This is a genomic window from Flavobacterium flabelliforme (assembly GCF_017948675.1).
In the GTDB taxonomy this organism is placed as follows: domain Bacteria; phylum Bacteroidota; class Bacteroidia; order Flavobacteriales; family Flavobacteriaceae; genus Flavobacterium; species Flavobacterium pygoscelis.
In genome coordinates this window covers 1-16,129 of record NZ_JAGFBU010000010.1, presented here as the reverse complement: position 1 = coordinate 16,129, position 16,129 = coordinate 1, and the positions used below count along the sequence as shown (strand labels likewise).

At 29.3% G+C, this 16,129-nt stretch carries 15 protein-coding genes; all 15 read left to right on the top strand.

Features of this window, described 5'->3' with window-relative positions; all coding sequences use genetic code 11:
* Positions 1–202: 202 nt before the first annotated feature.
* Positions 203–901: a hypothetical protein gene (locus J3S90_RS15475; protein WP_210646935.1), complete on the top strand. Its 699-nt coding sequence runs from the start codon at positions 203–205 to the stop codon at positions 899–901.
* Complete coding sequence (locus J3S90_RS15470) at positions 895–3,228, top strand: DEAD/DEAH box helicase (RefSeq protein WP_210646934.1); 2,334 nt, start codon at positions 895–897, stop codon at positions 3,226–3,228. The genes J3S90_RS15475 and J3S90_RS15470 overlap by 7 nt, the downstream gene beginning before the upstream one ends.
* 184 nt (positions 3,229–3,412) lie before the next feature.
* Positions 3,413–3,553, top strand: a complete 141-nt coding sequence (locus J3S90_RS15465; RefSeq protein WP_210646933.1) for a hypothetical protein — start codon at positions 3,413–3,415, stop codon at positions 3,551–3,553.
* 36 nt (positions 3,554–3,589) lie between these two features.
* Positions 3,590–4,270: a three-Cys-motif partner protein TcmP gene (gene tcmP / locus J3S90_RS15460; RefSeq protein ID WP_210646932.1), complete on the top strand. Its 681-nt coding sequence runs from the start codon at positions 3,590–3,592 to the stop codon at positions 4,268–4,270.
* Position 4,271: 1 nt separating this feature from the next.
* Positions 4,272–4,997 carry a DUF5131 family protein gene (locus J3S90_RS15455; RefSeq protein WP_210646931.1) on the top strand — a complete coding sequence of 242 codons (726 nt, stop codon included), beginning with the start codon at positions 4,272–4,274 and terminating at the stop codon, positions 4,995–4,997.
* Between the two features lie 1,262 nt (positions 4,998–6,259).
* On the top strand, positions 6,260–7,075 hold the full coding sequence (locus J3S90_RS15450; protein ID WP_210646930.1) for a DUF3800 domain-containing protein: 816 nt from the start codon (positions 6,260–6,262) through the stop codon (positions 7,073–7,075).
* Between the two features lie 167 nt (positions 7,076–7,242).
* Positions 7,243–7,749 carry a hypothetical protein gene (locus J3S90_RS15445; RefSeq protein WP_210646929.1) on the top strand — a complete coding sequence of 169 codons (507 nt, stop codon included), beginning with the start codon at positions 7,243–7,245 and terminating at the stop codon, positions 7,747–7,749.
* 727 nt (positions 7,750–8,476) lie between these two features.
* A complete protein-coding gene (locus J3S90_RS15440; protein WP_210646928.1) occupies positions 8,477–9,022 on the top strand; it encodes a transglycosylase domain-containing protein in 546 nt (181 codons plus the stop codon).
* A 175-nt stretch (positions 9,023–9,197) separates the two neighbouring features.
* Complete coding sequence (locus J3S90_RS15435; protein WP_210646927.1) at positions 9,198–10,229, top strand: DUF262 domain-containing protein; 1,032 nt, start codon at positions 9,198–9,200, stop codon at positions 10,227–10,229.
* Positions 10,222–10,815, top strand: coding sequence for a HEPN domain-containing protein (locus J3S90_RS15430; protein ID WP_210646926.1), 594 nt, complete (start codon positions 10,222–10,224; stop codon positions 10,813–10,815). Before J3S90_RS15435 ends, J3S90_RS15430 begins: the two co-directional genes overlap by 8 nt.
* A 187-nt stretch (positions 10,816–11,002) precedes the next feature.
* On the top strand, positions 11,003–11,500 hold the full coding sequence (locus tag J3S90_RS15425) for a hypothetical protein (RefSeq protein ID WP_210646925.1): 498 nt from the start codon (positions 11,003–11,005) through the stop codon (positions 11,498–11,500).
* Between the two features lie 874 nt (positions 11,501–12,374).
* A complete protein-coding gene (locus J3S90_RS15420) occupies positions 12,375–12,806 on the top strand; it encodes a hypothetical protein (RefSeq protein WP_210646924.1) in 432 nt (143 codons plus the stop codon).
* A gap of 361 nt (positions 12,807–13,167) precedes the next feature.
* Complete coding sequence (locus J3S90_RS15415) at positions 13,168–13,638, top strand: hypothetical protein (protein WP_210646923.1); 471 nt, start codon at positions 13,168–13,170, stop codon at positions 13,636–13,638.
* A 283-nt stretch (positions 13,639–13,921) separates the two neighbouring features.
* Positions 13,922–14,476, top strand: a complete 555-nt coding sequence (locus J3S90_RS15410) for a hypothetical protein (RefSeq protein ID WP_210646922.1) — start codon at positions 13,922–13,924, stop codon at positions 14,474–14,476.
* Positions 14,477–14,621: 145 nt separating this feature from the next.
* On the top strand, positions 14,622–15,371 hold the full coding sequence (locus J3S90_RS15405; RefSeq protein WP_210646921.1) for a hypothetical protein: 750 nt from the start codon (positions 14,622–14,624) through the stop codon (positions 15,369–15,371).
* Positions 15,372–16,129 lie beyond the last annotated feature (758 nt).

The window sequence follows — 16,129 nt, the reverse complement described above, 5'->3', positions numbered from 1 at the left end:
CTCCTGTTAGTGTTCATATAAAGGCTAACATTCCATACAAATCCTATCGTAGGAATAAAGAAATTATTTATCTAAATTTGAATTGAAAACACAGTAAAAATGTGTCAACCTATTTCAGGACTTTACAGCACCATAGGAAAAATAGTATATATTAATAGGAATTGACTTTTAAATTGACAATATTGCATAAAATTAGCAATTTTTGAAATTAATTACTAAACCCGTATCTACTTATAGAGATTTTTCTTCTAGTGCATGTGATGTAAATTGTATCCATGTCCAGATTACTAATTTGAAAAGTATTGTCGACGAAATTCATGAAACTATTGCTGATACAAGCTGGATTGATAAATTAGACGCGCTTTCACAAGAGATTTTTCGCGCGACTTCAGAAAGAACAATTGATAAAATTGTAAACCAGATTATTGCAGGAATAACTTCAACCGTAAATGAGGATATTGGAGAATATATTGTTTCTTATGCTGGACAAAGTGTACTTGAAACAAATTTCTCTCATATTAAAATTCCTTTGGCTGAACTACTAAAAGAAAAAGTATCAGGCAATCCAGGGTTTGACTTTCATACACTAAGCTCTAAACGATTTTTAGTATTTGGAGAAGCTAAGTTTAGTTTAGATGGTACACCTCGAGCAATAGCATTAGATCAAATTGGCGAGTTTATAACTTTAAAAAAAGAAATTGCTGAAGTGCAAACGTTTAGACCATTTATGGATGATGAATGTGAAAAAAATATATTGGCTGGAATGAGAGGATACGCAGCAGCCTTTTCTTTCAACGCAAAAGATATTGATACAATTTTTAAAAATGCGTTAGAATCCGATATTGTCGATGAATTGATAAAACATAATGAGCTTTACTTAATTGCAGTTGAAATATGTTAAATAAATCACTTTCCATTGGACAATTAGATAGTAGTTTGGTAACTAACATTCTTAATGAATTTCATATCGAAGGACCTATAAATTCTGATCACCTTGAAACCCTTTCTTATATTAAAAAATTTGCGCCAAATGAATTTCAATATTTTGAAAAAAAGCTAATGTTTTTAATGGGGCTTTTTTACAAAACAACTGAGCCTCAAACTTTTTTTGATCAAATTTATTGGGATTATGCTAACGCGATATTTGAGCAAACTGGCAGATACTTTACACCAGTCCAAGCAGACGCATTTAACTCCATCCAAAAATTTGATAACTTTTCTTTTTCGGCGCCAACTAGTGCAGGAAAGTCATACTTATTTCAGGAACTTATAAAAGATATAAAAGGTGACATTATAATAGTCGTGCCTTCTCGTGCCTTACTATCAGAATATCTTATCAAAATTCAGGATTTAGTACCAAACGAAATCCTAGTTTTACCTTTTATTGATTTTGTCAATATTCGCAAAACAATTAGGAGAATATTTATTATTACGCCAGAGCGTGGCGATGAACTTTTTAAGTACGAAGAAAAAATTAATCTACAGTTAGTACTTTTTGATGAAGCTCAGTTATCTGAAGAAGGGATTCGAGGGATGAAATTTGATTCTTTAGTAAGGCGAATTGATAAAAAATTCCCAAATGTAAAAAAAGTGTTCACACATCCATTTGTTATAAACCCAGAAGCGCAATTACAAAAACATAATCTCCAAAATGGTAATTCTGAAGCCTATGATCAAAAAGCAGTGGGAAAGATATTTATCGAATATCGTAATGATACTTTTAAATATTTTTCACCTTATAATGATCAGTCACGAGGGAAATTAGAATATTCTGGCGACATTATTTCTGATTCAATTTCTAATGGCAAAACTGCCCTAATCTATATTGCAAAGTCAAAAATATATGATGAAACATTTCTGCAAACATATTCAAAATACATTGCACTTTGCAAGGAAGTTACAGACCCAAGGGCATTAGAACATATAGATGAATTAAAAAACTATTTTGGTGAAGATCAAGAGAAAAAATCTCTTATGTTGTTTTTGATGCGCGTTGGCATTGTTATACATCACGGATCAATCCCATTGAAAGCTAGAACAATTATAGAAAGGTTTGTAAATGAAAACCACGCACAAATGTGCTTTTCAACTTCAACTCTCATTCAAGGAATTAATATGCCATTTGATCTTGTGTGGATTAATAATTTTCGATTTACAGGGACCGAAGACCAAAAAAAATTAAACTTAAAAAATTTAATCGGAAGAGCTGGTAGGACGAGTAAGTTACCCAACAATTATGACTATGGCTATGTAATTATTAATAGTGCAAATAAAAACAGGTTTATAGAAAGACTTAAATCAGATTCATATTTGGAGACTGAATCAATTCTTGATAGCACAGCTGAAAATGTTGACGAGGATTTTATTGACATAATAAACGCTATTAAAAATGATTCATTTGATAACAATTTAAACCTAACAACTGAACAAGTTTCACGTCTAAATTCAAGTAATTTAGATCAAGACATCGAATTTATTCTTTCTTCATTTATTGACTCTAAAGGCGTTCCTTTAAGCGGACGAGCTTATCATGATCTTTCAATTGCTATTCGCAGAGAAATTCGACGCCGTTTAGCTAATATCTTCATTAGTCACTTACGTAGAACAGAACTAACTAGAGGTGAAATATCTGTACTCGACACAGCAATTCCTATTTTACTTTGGCATATTCAGGGGAAGTCTTTTTCTGAAATAGTATCGTTGCGATATTCTTATTTATCCGAACGTGATTTTAGACGTGGATTAAGCCGAGATTTAAAAAATAGAAAAATATCTAGAAAAGAATATCGTAGTCAATTAGTCAATAAGCAAATCAAATTTTCGTGTATAGCAGAAACATTACCTAATAGCCGATTTCCAGTTCCAATTCCGTTATTTGGTTATAAAAGCGTAACTGAAATTGATTTTGACTTATTAATTTACGACACATATGATTACATAGATAAAGTACTCTCACTCTCATTAAAAGATCCACTTTCGGCAGCTTTTGAATTATATTATAATAGAACTTCAGACTCTAAAGCGCTATCACTTGCTAATTATATTCGATACGGCACAAACGATATCGTTGAGATATGGCTTCTTAGATATGGCTTTTCATTTGAAGAAATTGAATGGGTAAAACCATACATATTGGAAATAGATGAGAATGAAATAAAGTTTAAAAATAATATATCAGAGCTATTTGAAGATAGTGTAAAATATAAAGCAATTGAGCGATATTTATAATGACTACCACTAACAGCGGTTTTGCAAGATTGCGAAATATGTGGTAAATTCAAGTTTATCTTTCGCAAGATATTCTATCTTAGCCGAAAGAACTCGGTTACGAAGTTCGCAACCTCGCAAAGCCGCGAAACGTTAACTGCAAGCATCGCGCGACGTATACCGAAAATGATAAACACCTTTTTTTATGAATAAATTTGGAGGAGATTGGACAGAAAACAAAATAGAAATTTTAGTAGAATATGCAAAAGCATATCTAACAATAATGAAAGTTTTTACAGTAAAGTATGATTGGAAATTATTATATTTTGATGGTTTTGCTGGTTGAGGTTTTATAAAAAAAGGAAATGAAGAAAATTTAAAAATGATTGTTGGTGCAGCTTCTAGAATTTTAGAAATTGAAAATCCAAGAGCATTCGATTTGTATTATTTTGTTGAAAAAGAATCTAACAATATTAGCTTATTAAAACAAAACACAATTGACGTTTTTCCAAACAAAAACATTCATATTGTTGAAACCGATTGCAATGAAAAAATTCAATCAATGAGCACTTTCCTAACTAGTCAAAAAGGAAAAAAATATAAAACTCTAGCTTATATTGATCCTTGCGGAATGCAACTAAATTGGAGTTCACTTGTAACATTAGAGAAATTATCTGTAGATGCTTGGATACTTATTCCAACTGGAATGGGCGTAAATAGATTATTAAAAAAAGACGGGAAAATTTCTGATGCTTGGTTGTCTAAACTTGAAATTTTTTTAGGAATGAATCAAGAAGATATTAGAAAACATTTTTATAATGAACAAGTAATACCAACACTTTTTGGCGATGAAATAAAAATAACAAAGGAACAGCAAGCAATCGAAAAATCAGCTGAATTATATAGTGAAAGACTAAAAAAATTATTTAAGTTTGTATCAAAACCTTATATTTTGAAAAATAGTTCTAATTCAGTAATGTTTCACTTTTTAATGGTTTCAAACAATCAATCAGCTGTAAAAGTCGCAAATGAAATTGTGACAAAATATAATAAAGCTTCTTAATATGGCACAATCTAGCATAGAATGGACAGAAATGACTTGGAATCCAACAACTGGATGTTCAAAAATCTCTACAGGATGTAAATTCTGTTACGCAGAAATTATGTCAAAACGACTAAAAGCAATGGGAGTTGAAAAATATAAAGATAATTTTGAAGTTCGCACTCACGAAGAAGCTTTAAAAATTCCTTATACTTGGAAACATTCTAAAGTGGTTTTTGTAAACTCAATGAGCGATTTATTTCATAAGGAAATTCCATTGGAATTTATACAAAAAGTATTTAAAGTGATGAACGACAATCCTCAACACGTTTTTCAAGTTTTAACCAAAAGAGCAGAAAGACTTTTAGAATTGCATACTGAACTGAAATGGACACATAATATTTGGATGGGAGTTTCTGTTGAGAATGCAAAAGAAAAACATAGAATTGACGACTTGAGAAAAATAAATGCTCGTGTCAAATTTTTATCACTAGAACCTTTACTTGCTCATTTGGGCGAAATTAATTTAGAAAATATTGATTGGGTTATTGTTGGTGGAGAAAGTGGACACAAACCAAGAAAAATGGATGCTGAATGGGTTTTAGACATTCAAGAACAATGTAAAGAGAAAAGTGTTGCTTTTTTCTTTAAACAATGGGGCGGAAAAAATAAAAAAGCAAATGGTAGAATACTTAATGGTAGAACTTACGACGAAATGCCTGAAATTGAACTTCAACATTCCGTTTAAAATGCCAGCAGTTAACAGCGGTTTCAAGAAATGGCGAGAAATGTGGTAAATTCACGTTTTTCTTTCGCAAGAAATATTATCTTAGTGGAAAATATGCGGTTACGAAGTTCGCCACTTCTTGAAGCCGCGAAACGTTAGTGGCAAGCTCAAAAGAAACAGAACGTAATTAACTAAAATACAGTATTTTAAATTTATTTATAGGTTTAAAATGTGACTTTCAATTGCGAAGCTTTGAAATGATATAAACTTGAAAAATTGATGTTTAACACAAAAAACTGAAAAAGTAGAATCTGAAAAGTAGAAACTTGAAAGTTGGATTTTGCCAACAGAAACTTGAAAATTGGAATCTGAAAAGCAGAAACTTGAAAGTTGGATTTTGTCAGCAGAAACTTGAAAATTGGAATCTGAAAAGTAGAAACTTGAAAGTTGGAATGTGACAACAGAAACTTGAAAGTTGGAATCTAAAAATAGATGTTTATAATTCGAATTTGACAGCAGAAAGTTGCTAAATTTGAAACTAAAAAATAGAAGCTTAATAATTGGAATTTGACAGCAGAAACTTGAAAATTTGAACGGTGAAAGAGCCAGCCACTAACAGCCGTTTGGCGTGATTGGGGATTTAGTGGAATTAGCGTTTTTTAATTACATTTACGTTCAGCCGAAAATACTCGGTTTCAAAAGTCCCCAACCACGCCAAGCGCCAAGACGTTAGCGGTCACCAGCGTTGGAGCAAATAAAACTGGAGTGAAATAGAAAATATTTAGAATTTAATAATATAAATTTCATCGATTTTTTTTGAGTTTTTAAGATTGATAATTGAAGTTGATTATGTTTGTAGAAAGCAGAAACTTGAAAGTTGGAATCTGATTAAGTTTGTAGTATGTGGAAACTGGAATGTTGGAATTTATCGAGATAACAAAAGAGAAAAATGAAGATATTAGCTGAACATTTAAATGATAAATAGAAGATTAAAAAGCGAAATTTTTTCGATTTTTTTTTGGATTTTAAAGTGATAGAAGATGCTTAATAAAATATTTGGCAGAAATTATAAAGACAATAATTATAATTTGGAATAGACATTTACAATAAATAGACTGCCGAACCGCTAACAGCCGTTTGCCGTGATTGCGGGTTTAGTGGAATTAACGTTTTTATTCATATCTTCGTTTCGGTAGAATATACTCTGCTAGAAAATCCGTAACCACGTCAAGCGCCAAGACGTTAGGCGAAATACAAAAAAAAAAGCGTAAATTCAATAACATATGAAACATCTATTTACCATTGATGAAACTGGTTCTCCAGGAAATATTTCTGAATCTATTACTCTAAAAAATGATAGAAAAACTTATGTTGCAGTTTTTATTAAATCTGAAATAAGAGAAAATATTATATGTGATATAAATTCAATAATATCAAACTATTCTTCTTCTAAGAATCCAATAAATGAACTTCATTTTACAGATTTACTTAATCGACGAAAAGAATATAAATCTCTTGATACGGAAACTGTTCTTTCAATAATAAAAGACGTAACGGATTGCTTCAATAAATATAGTTTACCATTCTTTTTACAAACAGTTACACCAAGAACTTTAGAGGAAAATGGACTTTTAAATAAAAAAAACAAATCATTAGATGAAATTGCATTGGATTTTTTATTCCAACGGATTAAAAATTTCATCGAAGAAAATAATCTAAAAGATAACTTTGAAATTATTATAGACCAAGGGTTAAATAAACCTGGTCATAAAACTGAAATACCAACTTTAAAAGAATTATCAAAAGACAATTTTATGTTATTTCAATCTTCTTCTGAAAATCCATTAATTCAGGTAGCGGACTTTTTTGCATTTACAATGAATCGGAATCAGATGATGCTAATTAAAGAAGATAGAACTGATTTTGATATTTTACTTCTTACCTTATTGAATAGTGTATTAAACGGAAATGAAACTTCTGGAAGTAAACCAATACTAATAAAAGAAAAAGAATTCTCCAAAGACAATTATGACAAACATCAAATTGAAATATTCAAGGAAAAAGGAATATATGATTATTGGAAAAAAGTTAATAAATAAGTACTTCGCCTAACAGCGGTTTGCAAAAATGGCGAAATATGTGGTAAATTCACGTTTATCTTCCGCAAGAAATTTAATATTAGCCGAAAAATCACGGTCACGAAGTTCGCCACTTCTGCAAGCCGCGAAACGTTATGGGCTATGTTGCCAAAAAAAACTAAACAGAAATGAATCAGAAACTTACAATAATTTTCAGTTCAATAGTAATCTTAATTATTGCGCTTTATTTTGGTTTGCCTTTTGAGTTTTTTAATATTAATTTAGACAGAATTGCAAATATCATAGCTATTCTTATTGTTCTATTTGTATTTTACAAACTTTTAAAATTATCAAAAACTTTGAGCGGAAAAGTTTCAAAACTTACAACTCGAATAATATTGTTTATAGTTTTCGCTTTATATCTTTTAAATGGTATATGGACAGTTTTCTTTGTCACATCTAACTATTATCCAATTTGGCAAGATTTAAAAATTTACACAAACTCAAATAACGAAAAAGTGGTAAGTGAATGGAGAGAAACAAGTGGTTCACTTTATGATTATAGATACAGAAAAATATATTTTGAAAACAAAATTTTTAGATTTTCCATAAATTACGATAAGAAAAAAATGAGTGGAAATTGGAATGTTTATGATGTAAGAGAAAAAACGAAAACGAAACAGAATTTGAATTGAACGGAATAAAAACACAGCCCATAACAGCGGTTTGCAAAAATGGCGAAATATGTGGTAAATTCACGTTTATCTTTCGCAAGAAATTTTATCTTAGCCGAAAATAATCGGTTACGAAGTTCGCCACTTCCGCAAGCCACAAGACGTTATGCGTCAGCAGGTTGGATAGCACAGAAAAAGAAGAAATTAAAGCTTGAAAACTGAAATGCAAAACTTTGAAAGCGAAATTTTTTATCGAATTTTTTACCTTTTTAAAAGTGGAAAATGAAACTTGATCAACTTTGTGGAAAGCAGAAACCTGAAAATTGAATCTGATTAAGTTAATAGAATGTGGAAACTTGAATATTGGAATCTGATTAAGGTTGTGGAAAGCAGAAACTTGATAAAATTGGCTGAATATTGAAATGCAAATTAGAAACTTGAATAGTAAAATTTTCGCGATTTTTTTTTTAGATTTTTAAGATCAAAATAGATGTTTAAAACTGAATAAAATAATTAAATTTGGAAAAGCCAATTGGAATAAATTGGAATAGACAAACATAGAACATATACTGCCGAACGCATAACAGCCGTTTGGCGAGATTGCGAATTTAGTGGTCAATTCATATTTTTCTTTCGCAACATATTCTATCTTAGCCGAAAGAACTCGGTTACGAAGTTCGCAACCTTGCCAAGCGCCAAGACGTTACCTGCTAGTTTGCCGAAAAAACGCTGAAAACAATACCTTAAAATGAAAAAAACATTTAAAATCATTGTATTAATTATTGTTGCGCTTTTTGCGACCTATAGTTTCTTGTTAAGTGATTTTAATCCGATGTTTAAAAATGAAGAATTTGTTTATTTGACAAACGCTTTAAAAGAAAGTCGAAATAGAAATTTTAAATCAATAATAAATATTGAAAATAAAATTTACAAAGTAGTAAAAAAAAGAAGATGTAATTGTGAAACAGCAACTACATATATTGGTCCATACAGACACGGGTTTTCTTTGACAAAAAAAATATATTTATTAAAAATTGAAAAGGAATTTTCGAATAACGAATGTTTAAAATTTTTACTAATACATTATGATTTTGGAAATAATAATATTGGATTAAAAAATGCTTCAAAATTTTATTTTGGCAAAACAGTTCACAAACTGAATGCAGATGAAATAATGACAATTATAATGATGCTTGAAAATTCAGGCCTTTATAACCCAGTTCGAAACAAAGATGGAGTTAGAAATAAACTACTTGTTTATAAAAGAATACTAAATAAAAAAACCAGCAGGTAACAGCCGTTTGGCGTGATTGGGGATTTAGTGGAATTAGCGTTTTTTTATTACCTTTACGTTAAGCCGAAAATACTCGGTTTCAAAAGTCCCCAACCACGCCAAGCGCCAAGACGTTGGCAGTAATGCGGTCGGAACGCAAAAAAAAGACAAACAAAATTAAAATAATTCAGAAAAAATGAGTGAACAAAAAACATTTAATCTTTATCCAATTGACTACCCTTTTGAAACTTTAGTTCAAAGGTCCACTTCAAAACCACCAAAATTGATTCTTAATCCTGAGTTTCAAAGAAAGTATAAATGGGATAAAGAAGGAAATGAAAGAGCTTCTAAATTTATTGAATCTTGTTTGATGAGAATTCCGCTTCCGGCTTGCTATTTTGCTGAAAATGATAAAGGCTATCACGAAGTAATTGACGGAGTTCAAAGAATAACGACAATTAAAAATTTCTTTAATGATGAATTTAGGCTTGAAGGTCTTAGCATTATGATAGAGTTGGAAGGAAAATTATTCTCAGAATTAGGAGAACTAAAAAATGAATTAGAAAATACAACTATTAGATGTATTATTCTAAGAAAAGAAAATCCAAAAGAATTAATTCAAGAAATATTTGCAAGGCTAAATCAGGGTGCAGTTGAATTAACTGCTCAAGAAATTAGACACGCTATTTATCCTGGTTCATTAGATAATTTACTCATTGAGTTAGGTGATTTAGAATTTATAAAAAACTTTGGTAAAGGTGAAGCAGGATTAAAAGTAAAAGATGGTCGTGAAAACGAAGAAATGATTCTAAGATTTTTTGCTTTTCAAACAGACCTCTCTGATTATGATGACAAACTATCAAAATATCTTGACAAATTTAGTCTAATCAATCAAAAATTGGAACCTGAAAATATTGACGCACTTAGAAATTTATTTAATGAAACATTAGAAAAATGTATGGTTGTATTTGATGGAAATCCTTTCATAGACCTTACAAAACAAAAGGCAAAACAGAGTTTAGTTTATTACGACCTTATGATGTGGAGTTTAAAAGATTATTCCTTGGAAAATTTAATAGAAAACAAAACAAGAATAAAATCATTATTTGAAGAATTGTGTAACGACATTAATTTCACAAAGACTTTATCTGGAGGTTTACAACAAAAATCATCAATAAATAGAAGAAGAAATATTTGGAAAGAAAAACTATCAACTTTAAATGGATAAATCTTCATATTTAGATTCCTATATGGAACAATATACAAAGCTTGTAGAAATTATTGATGAAACTAACAAAAGACTAATATCAGACGAGCCTGATAAGTTTATTGTAGACAACGTGAATTTTTTCACAAAGTCTTTCTTAGTAATGATGTGTGCTTATTTGGAGTCATACTTAAAGGATGCATTAATGGTTATTATTGATGATGTGAATTTGAGGCTTGATTCGACGAAAATACCTCATAACCTTATTAAGTGGACACTTAACATTGAGAAGGAATTTAAAGAAACAGAATATAAGTTTGAGCATTTGAAAATTAAACTCAAAAAGAAGGAACTTGACGAATACATATCTGGCAATCCTTTCAAAACAAGAGACCTTTTTAAAAAATTTGGTATTCCGTTAGATAAAAACGAAACGTTTAATTTACAAAAAGACATAATAAATACAATTGTTGTAAAAAGAAATAAAGTTGTACATCATAATGACGAAGCTTCAGACATATCCAATAATGACTTAAAAGATTTTATTGAAATTTTAAGAAATTACTTGACAAACATTGACAAGGAAATTTGTAGACATATTGCTTAAAATCAAGCACTACTGCCAACAGCGGTTTTGCGAGATTGCGAATTATGTGCTAAATTTAAGTTTGTCTTTCGCAAGATATTCTATCTTAGCCGAAAAATCTCGGTTACGAAGTTCGCAACCTCGCAAAGCCGCAAAACGTTAGCAGTAATGCGCCCGCAGAAACCGAAAATAAAGAGAAATTTAGAATATGGAAAACTATATTTATGTAGAAAAAGTTTCATTATGGAAGAAAATCATTGGGAATTTATTCTTGATTTGCGGAATATTTGGTTTGATATTCATTAATGTTAAAATTGGACCACAATATATTTTTCTTTGGGTTTTTCTATGTTTTGTTGGAGTATTTTTTATTTCAACAGAAGGTTTAGAAATCAATTTCAATAAAACAAACTACAGAAAAATAATCTCGATGTATGGAATAAATTATGGTCTATCGTGGAAATATTATCCGAAAATAAATTACTTTGCTTTAGTAGAAACAAATATTAAACAAACTATTGGAGGAAGAACTTTTAATTCGACCGCAACTGCAACTTTGTCAAGTAAAATGGTAAAAATAAATTTGTTCGACGATTATAATAAACATATAACTTTGTATATTGCAAACAACCGAAATGAAGCAATTAAGATTGGGGAAAAATTACAGAAAGCTCATAATGTAGAAATGAAAAAGAATTTCGACTAATAAGCACTACTGCTAACAGCCGTTTGGCAAGATTGGGGTTTTAGGCTTAATTTGCAGCTGGTTTTGTACTTGGAAAATTTGTGTTTAATGGAAAAATCTCGCATCTTTACTCCCCAACCTCGCCAAGCGCCAAGACGTTAGCAGACAGCAGATTGGAGCGCACAGAAAAAAAAATAATATAAATTGAAATTATAAAATTATAACATTGAAAACGAAAAATTTATCGATTTTTTTCGGATTTTTAAGCGAGCATATTTTGTGTAAAAACAAACTTGACTGAATATAGAAATGGAAAGGGGAAACTTTGAAAAGGTGAAACTTTATCGATTTTTTTTGAATTTTATGCGAGCATATTTTGTGCAAAAAAATAAAATTTAAAATTGAAACTTGATAAAGTTTGCGAGAAACAGAGACTTGACAAAATTGGCTGAATAAAAAAATGGACAATTGAAAATTTGAAAAGCGAAACTTTCTCGATTTTTTTTTGAATTTTATGCGAGCATATTTTGTGCAAAAAATAAAATTTAAAATTGAAACCTTATAAAGTTTGGAAAAAACAGAAACTTGAAAAGCGAAGTTTTCTCGATTTTTTTTCAGCTTTTTAAAGTCAAAAGAATATGCATAAGAAGAAAACAACTAAATTTGGAAAAGACAATTGGAAAGAATTGCAATGGAAAACCGAAATAAATAAACAGCCGATCTGCTAACAGCCGTTACAAGAAATTCGGGTATTTGGCTAAATTTAAAAATGGTTTTGTACTTGGAAAATTTGTACATAATGGAAAAATCTCGCATCTTTAATCCCAAACTTCTTGTAGCGCCAAGACGTTGGGTGATATTTTGGAAAGAATAAATATAAAACATTGCAAATCAAATGAATGCACTAATAATTCCTTTTCTTTTAATATCTGCATATGTTACGACAATTAGTAGGTCAATGTTAAATCAAAGATATAAGAAGAGAATAATATTAGCTGTTGTAAGTTTTATTTTTGGAATATTATTTGAAATAATATTAATAGAGAAAGAGAATTTTTTATATCTTTTATTTGGATTATTACCATTATTATATATTTTTTATTATGAAATACTTCGAGTAATTTTTAAACCAATAATAGGTAAATTTCCTTACTCCCCTTTTAGAGAAAAACTTGGTGCAAGAGTATTAGGTTCAGGTTATCCAAAGAATAGAAAAGTAAAATTTGTAGATTATATTTTTGGAATCTCTCTCATTTTCCTTCCACTTATAACATTGATTTTATTAAGTACTTTATTGAATCATTACTTTATAAAATCTCATTATTAATGACACTGAAAAAATTCGAAAATTCTCTAATAGGAAGTTAGTTTATAAACTAGAAAGTTTAAAAGCCTAATCTTAAAAATAAACTAATCAAATTAACCCGCATAAGTAAAATTTAAAAAGAAACTTTACTAAATGAAAACAAAATGAAGTTTAAAAGATAAATAGAAAAAAAAACATCACCCAACAGCCGTTTGGCAAGATTGCGAATTTTGTGGTTAATTTATATTTTTCTTTCGCAAGATATTCTATCTTAGCCGAAAGAACTCGGTTACGAAGTTCGCAACCTCGCCAAGCGCCAAGACGTTGGTAGCAAGCTTAAAAATCCGAAATAATGAGAAAATATCTATTAATAATTAGCTTTTTGTTTTTTAAACCTTTTATCTATTCTCAAGATTTTATAAAATCTGATACTTTAAAAGTTAAAAATGAAATATATAAAACATCTCATATAAGCATTGGAAACTCAAGTTTAACTAAATATTTTAAAGTTGTAGCTTGTGACTCTTCAGACTTTAAAAAAATAGAAATAGAAATAGTCAATTGTTATACAAAGCATAAGCTTGAATACACTGAATTTTATATTATCTCTATACCAAATTACACAAAAATTCAATCAAATAAAGAAATCTACATTTTAATGAATTTTATCAATAAAATTGATACTGAAAGAATGAATTTAAATTTATCTACTGCTTTAGTTAAACATAAATATGATTTTAAAAATAATAAATTTGAATATTATTTAGACCAACCTAAAAAAGAATTAATCGATTTTAAAGATTATAAGTTAAATGTAAAACCAAATGAAGTTTGCTTATTTCTAAGAAGCTGAAAAGGTTTACTACTATAGATTTATATAATAAACTTAATTGAAAGTTGGTTTTGAATTAGGGATGATTTTGCAAATTCGATAAAATTATCTTACTAAATAAAAAGCCAGCTACCAACAGCCGTTTGCCGAGATTGGGGTTTTAGTGGAATTAGCGTTTTTTTACTATATTTACGTTAAGCAGAAAATACTCGGTTTCAAAAGTCCCCAACCTCGGCAAGCGCCAAGACGTTACCTGATATTTTAGCGTAAACAACTAAAAATGAACAATAAAAGACCATAAGATATGTTAAAAAAACTCTCAATAATTAGTTTATTGATACTATTCCTTCCTTTTTTTCAAACTTGTTCCGACAAAAACATTTCTGAAAATAAAATGTTGAAAAATAGTCCATTATGGGAAGAAGTAAAAAGCATTTCTAAAACAGAAGTTAATGGAAAAGAATATAATTTAACTTTCGCAGAACTAACTGTAAAAAAGCAAAAAGCCATTACAGATTTTGTAAAACTCAAAAAAGAATTAACCCTAAATGGTTACCAAATTGGAAAACTATTTATTGAAGATATTGAAACCCCACAATGGCTATTATTTCCATTTACGATTTCAATTTTATTAAATTTGATTTTAATATTCTATTCGTTCACAGAAAAGCCGAAAATCACTTTAATTATAAGTGTTGTGAACTTGATTATGTTAATGATTCCGATAATTATTTCATATCTTGGAAAAATATTTGAAGATATTGAACAATTAAAAATCGGTTATTATTTATTGGTTTTTAATCTTATAATAATTGCAATGGAATCATATTCAGAACTAAATAGAAAAAACATCAGGTAACAGCCGTTTGGCGAGATTGGGGTTTTAGGCTTAATTTAAAGATGGTTTTGTACTTGGAAAATTTGTGTTTAATGGAAAAATCTCGCATCTTTACTCCCCAACCTCGCCAAGCGCCAGAACGTTATGCGACATTATATCAAAAATTATGGCCAAAAGAACTTTCCTGTTTTTAATTTTAATCTTGTTATTCTCATGTCACAAAAAAAATGAAAGGGCAAAAGAATTGTTATTAATTGCAACCGATACAAGCTCGTTTATTAATAAAACAGAATTAACTTTAAAAATTTTCTCTGATAGTACATATGTTTTCAATGTAAATGTGAATGGTCAAAACTACAATAAAGTTGAAAATTTTAAGGGATACGTAAAAATAAAAAATGATAGTCTTGACTTTTTTCCTTCAAGATTTGAGTTCATTAGAGCGGATAAGGCAAATCTAAAAAATGGATATATAGATTTTATTGATGGAGATGCACCGTTTAGAATGAAAATTAATTCTACAAAATTAAAAGTTAATAACTTAATTGATTTATCAAAATTCAAAAATTATGCGGTTTTCAACTACGAAAAAAATGTAAGAGAAAATGATGAAAATCTTAATATCGATTTAAATGAAAAAGATATTTATGAAATTGAAAGTTTGCTAAAACCTGAATTTAAAAAGAGAAAGAATCTAAACGAATATAGCAGATATCTAAAACAACTTATTGGATATAAAAAAGCTAATGGAGAAAAATATGTGATTATAAAAAGTTTTTGTGAAAGCAGATATCAATTAGAAAATTTTAGGAAAAATGTTATTGAAATGAACGATGGTGGAAAATGCAATATTTTTATTGTCTTGAATTTAACACAAAAGAAAATTGAAATTTTTAGTGTTGCTGGTTTAGCATAAAAATAACGTCGCATAACAGCCGTTTGGCGAGATTGGGGTTTTAGTGGAATTAGCGTTTTTTATCATATCTTCGTTACGGCAGAAAATACTCTGCTTTAAAGTCCCCAACCTCGCCAAGCGCCAAGACGTTAGCGGTCAGCAGCGTTGGAGCAAATAAAACCACAGAAAAATAGAAAATATTTAGAATTTAAAAATATAAATTTCATCGATTTTTTTTGAGTTTTTAAGATAGAAAATTGAAGTTAATTATGTTTATAGAAAGCAGAAACTTGAAAGTTGGAATCTGATTAAGTTTGTCGCATGTGGAAACTGGAATATTGGAATTTACTGAGATAACAAAAAAGAAAAATGACGAAATTAGCTAAATATTGAAATGGAAAATCGAAGTTTTTTAGAAGCGAAATTTTTTCGATTTTTTTTTGGATTTTAAAGTAATAGAAGATGATTAATAAAATATTTGGCAGAAATTGAAAAGGCAATAATTATAATTTGGAATAGACGTTTAGAATAAATAAACTGCCGAACCGCTAACAGCCGTTTGCCATGATTGCGGGTTTAGTGGAATTAACGTTTTTATTCATATATTCGTTAAGTTAGAAAATACTCTGCTAGAAAGTCCGCAACCACGGCAAGCGCCAAGACGTTAGCCGACATTTTACCGAAAAATCGTACTAAAAACAATACTATTTTAAAATCATAAATGGAATTTAATAAAGAAATTGAAATTATTTTGAAAGATTGCAGAAGTTTAGCAATAG

Coding starts and splice junctions, on each gene's coding strand:
- J3S90_RS15470 (WP_210646934.1), top strand. CDS start 895: ATGTTAAATAAATCACTTTCCATTGGACAATTAGATAGTAGTTTGGTA.
- J3S90_RS15420 (WP_210646924.1), top strand. CDS start 12,375: ATGAATGCACTAATAATTCCTTTTCTTTTAATATCTGCATATGTTACG.
- J3S90_RS15440 (WP_210646928.1), top strand. CDS start 8,477: ATGAAAAAAACATTTAAAATCATTGTATTAATTATTGTTGCGCTTTTT.
- J3S90_RS15455 (WP_210646931.1), top strand. CDS start 4,272: ATGGCACAATCTAGCATAGAATGGACAGAAATGACTTGGAATCCAACA.
- J3S90_RS15405 (WP_210646921.1), top strand. CDS start 14,622: ATGGCCAAAAGAACTTTCCTGTTTTTAATTTTAATCTTGTTATTCTCA.
- J3S90_RS15435 (WP_210646927.1), top strand. CDS start 9,198: ATGAGTGAACAAAAAACATTTAATCTTTATCCAATTGACTACCCTTTT.
- J3S90_RS15465 (WP_210646933.1), top strand. CDS start 3,413: ATGAATAAATTTGGAGGAGATTGGACAGAAAACAAAATAGAAATTTTA.
- tcmP (WP_210646932.1), top strand. CDS start 3,590: ATGATTGTTGGTGCAGCTTCTAGAATTTTAGAAATTGAAAATCCAAGA.
- J3S90_RS15450 (WP_210646930.1), top strand. CDS start 6,260: ATGAAACATCTATTTACCATTGATGAAACTGGTTCTCCAGGAAATATT.
- J3S90_RS15445 (WP_210646929.1), top strand. CDS start 7,243: ATGAATCAGAAACTTACAATAATTTTCAGTTCAATAGTAATCTTAATT.
- J3S90_RS15430 (WP_210646926.1), top strand. CDS start 10,222: ATGGATAAATCTTCATATTTAGATTCCTATATGGAACAATATACAAAG.
- J3S90_RS15425 (WP_210646925.1), top strand. CDS start 11,003: ATGGAAAACTATATTTATGTAGAAAAAGTTTCATTATGGAAGAAAATC.
- J3S90_RS15410 (WP_210646922.1), top strand. CDS start 13,922: ATGTTAAAAAAACTCTCAATAATTAGTTTATTGATACTATTCCTTCCT.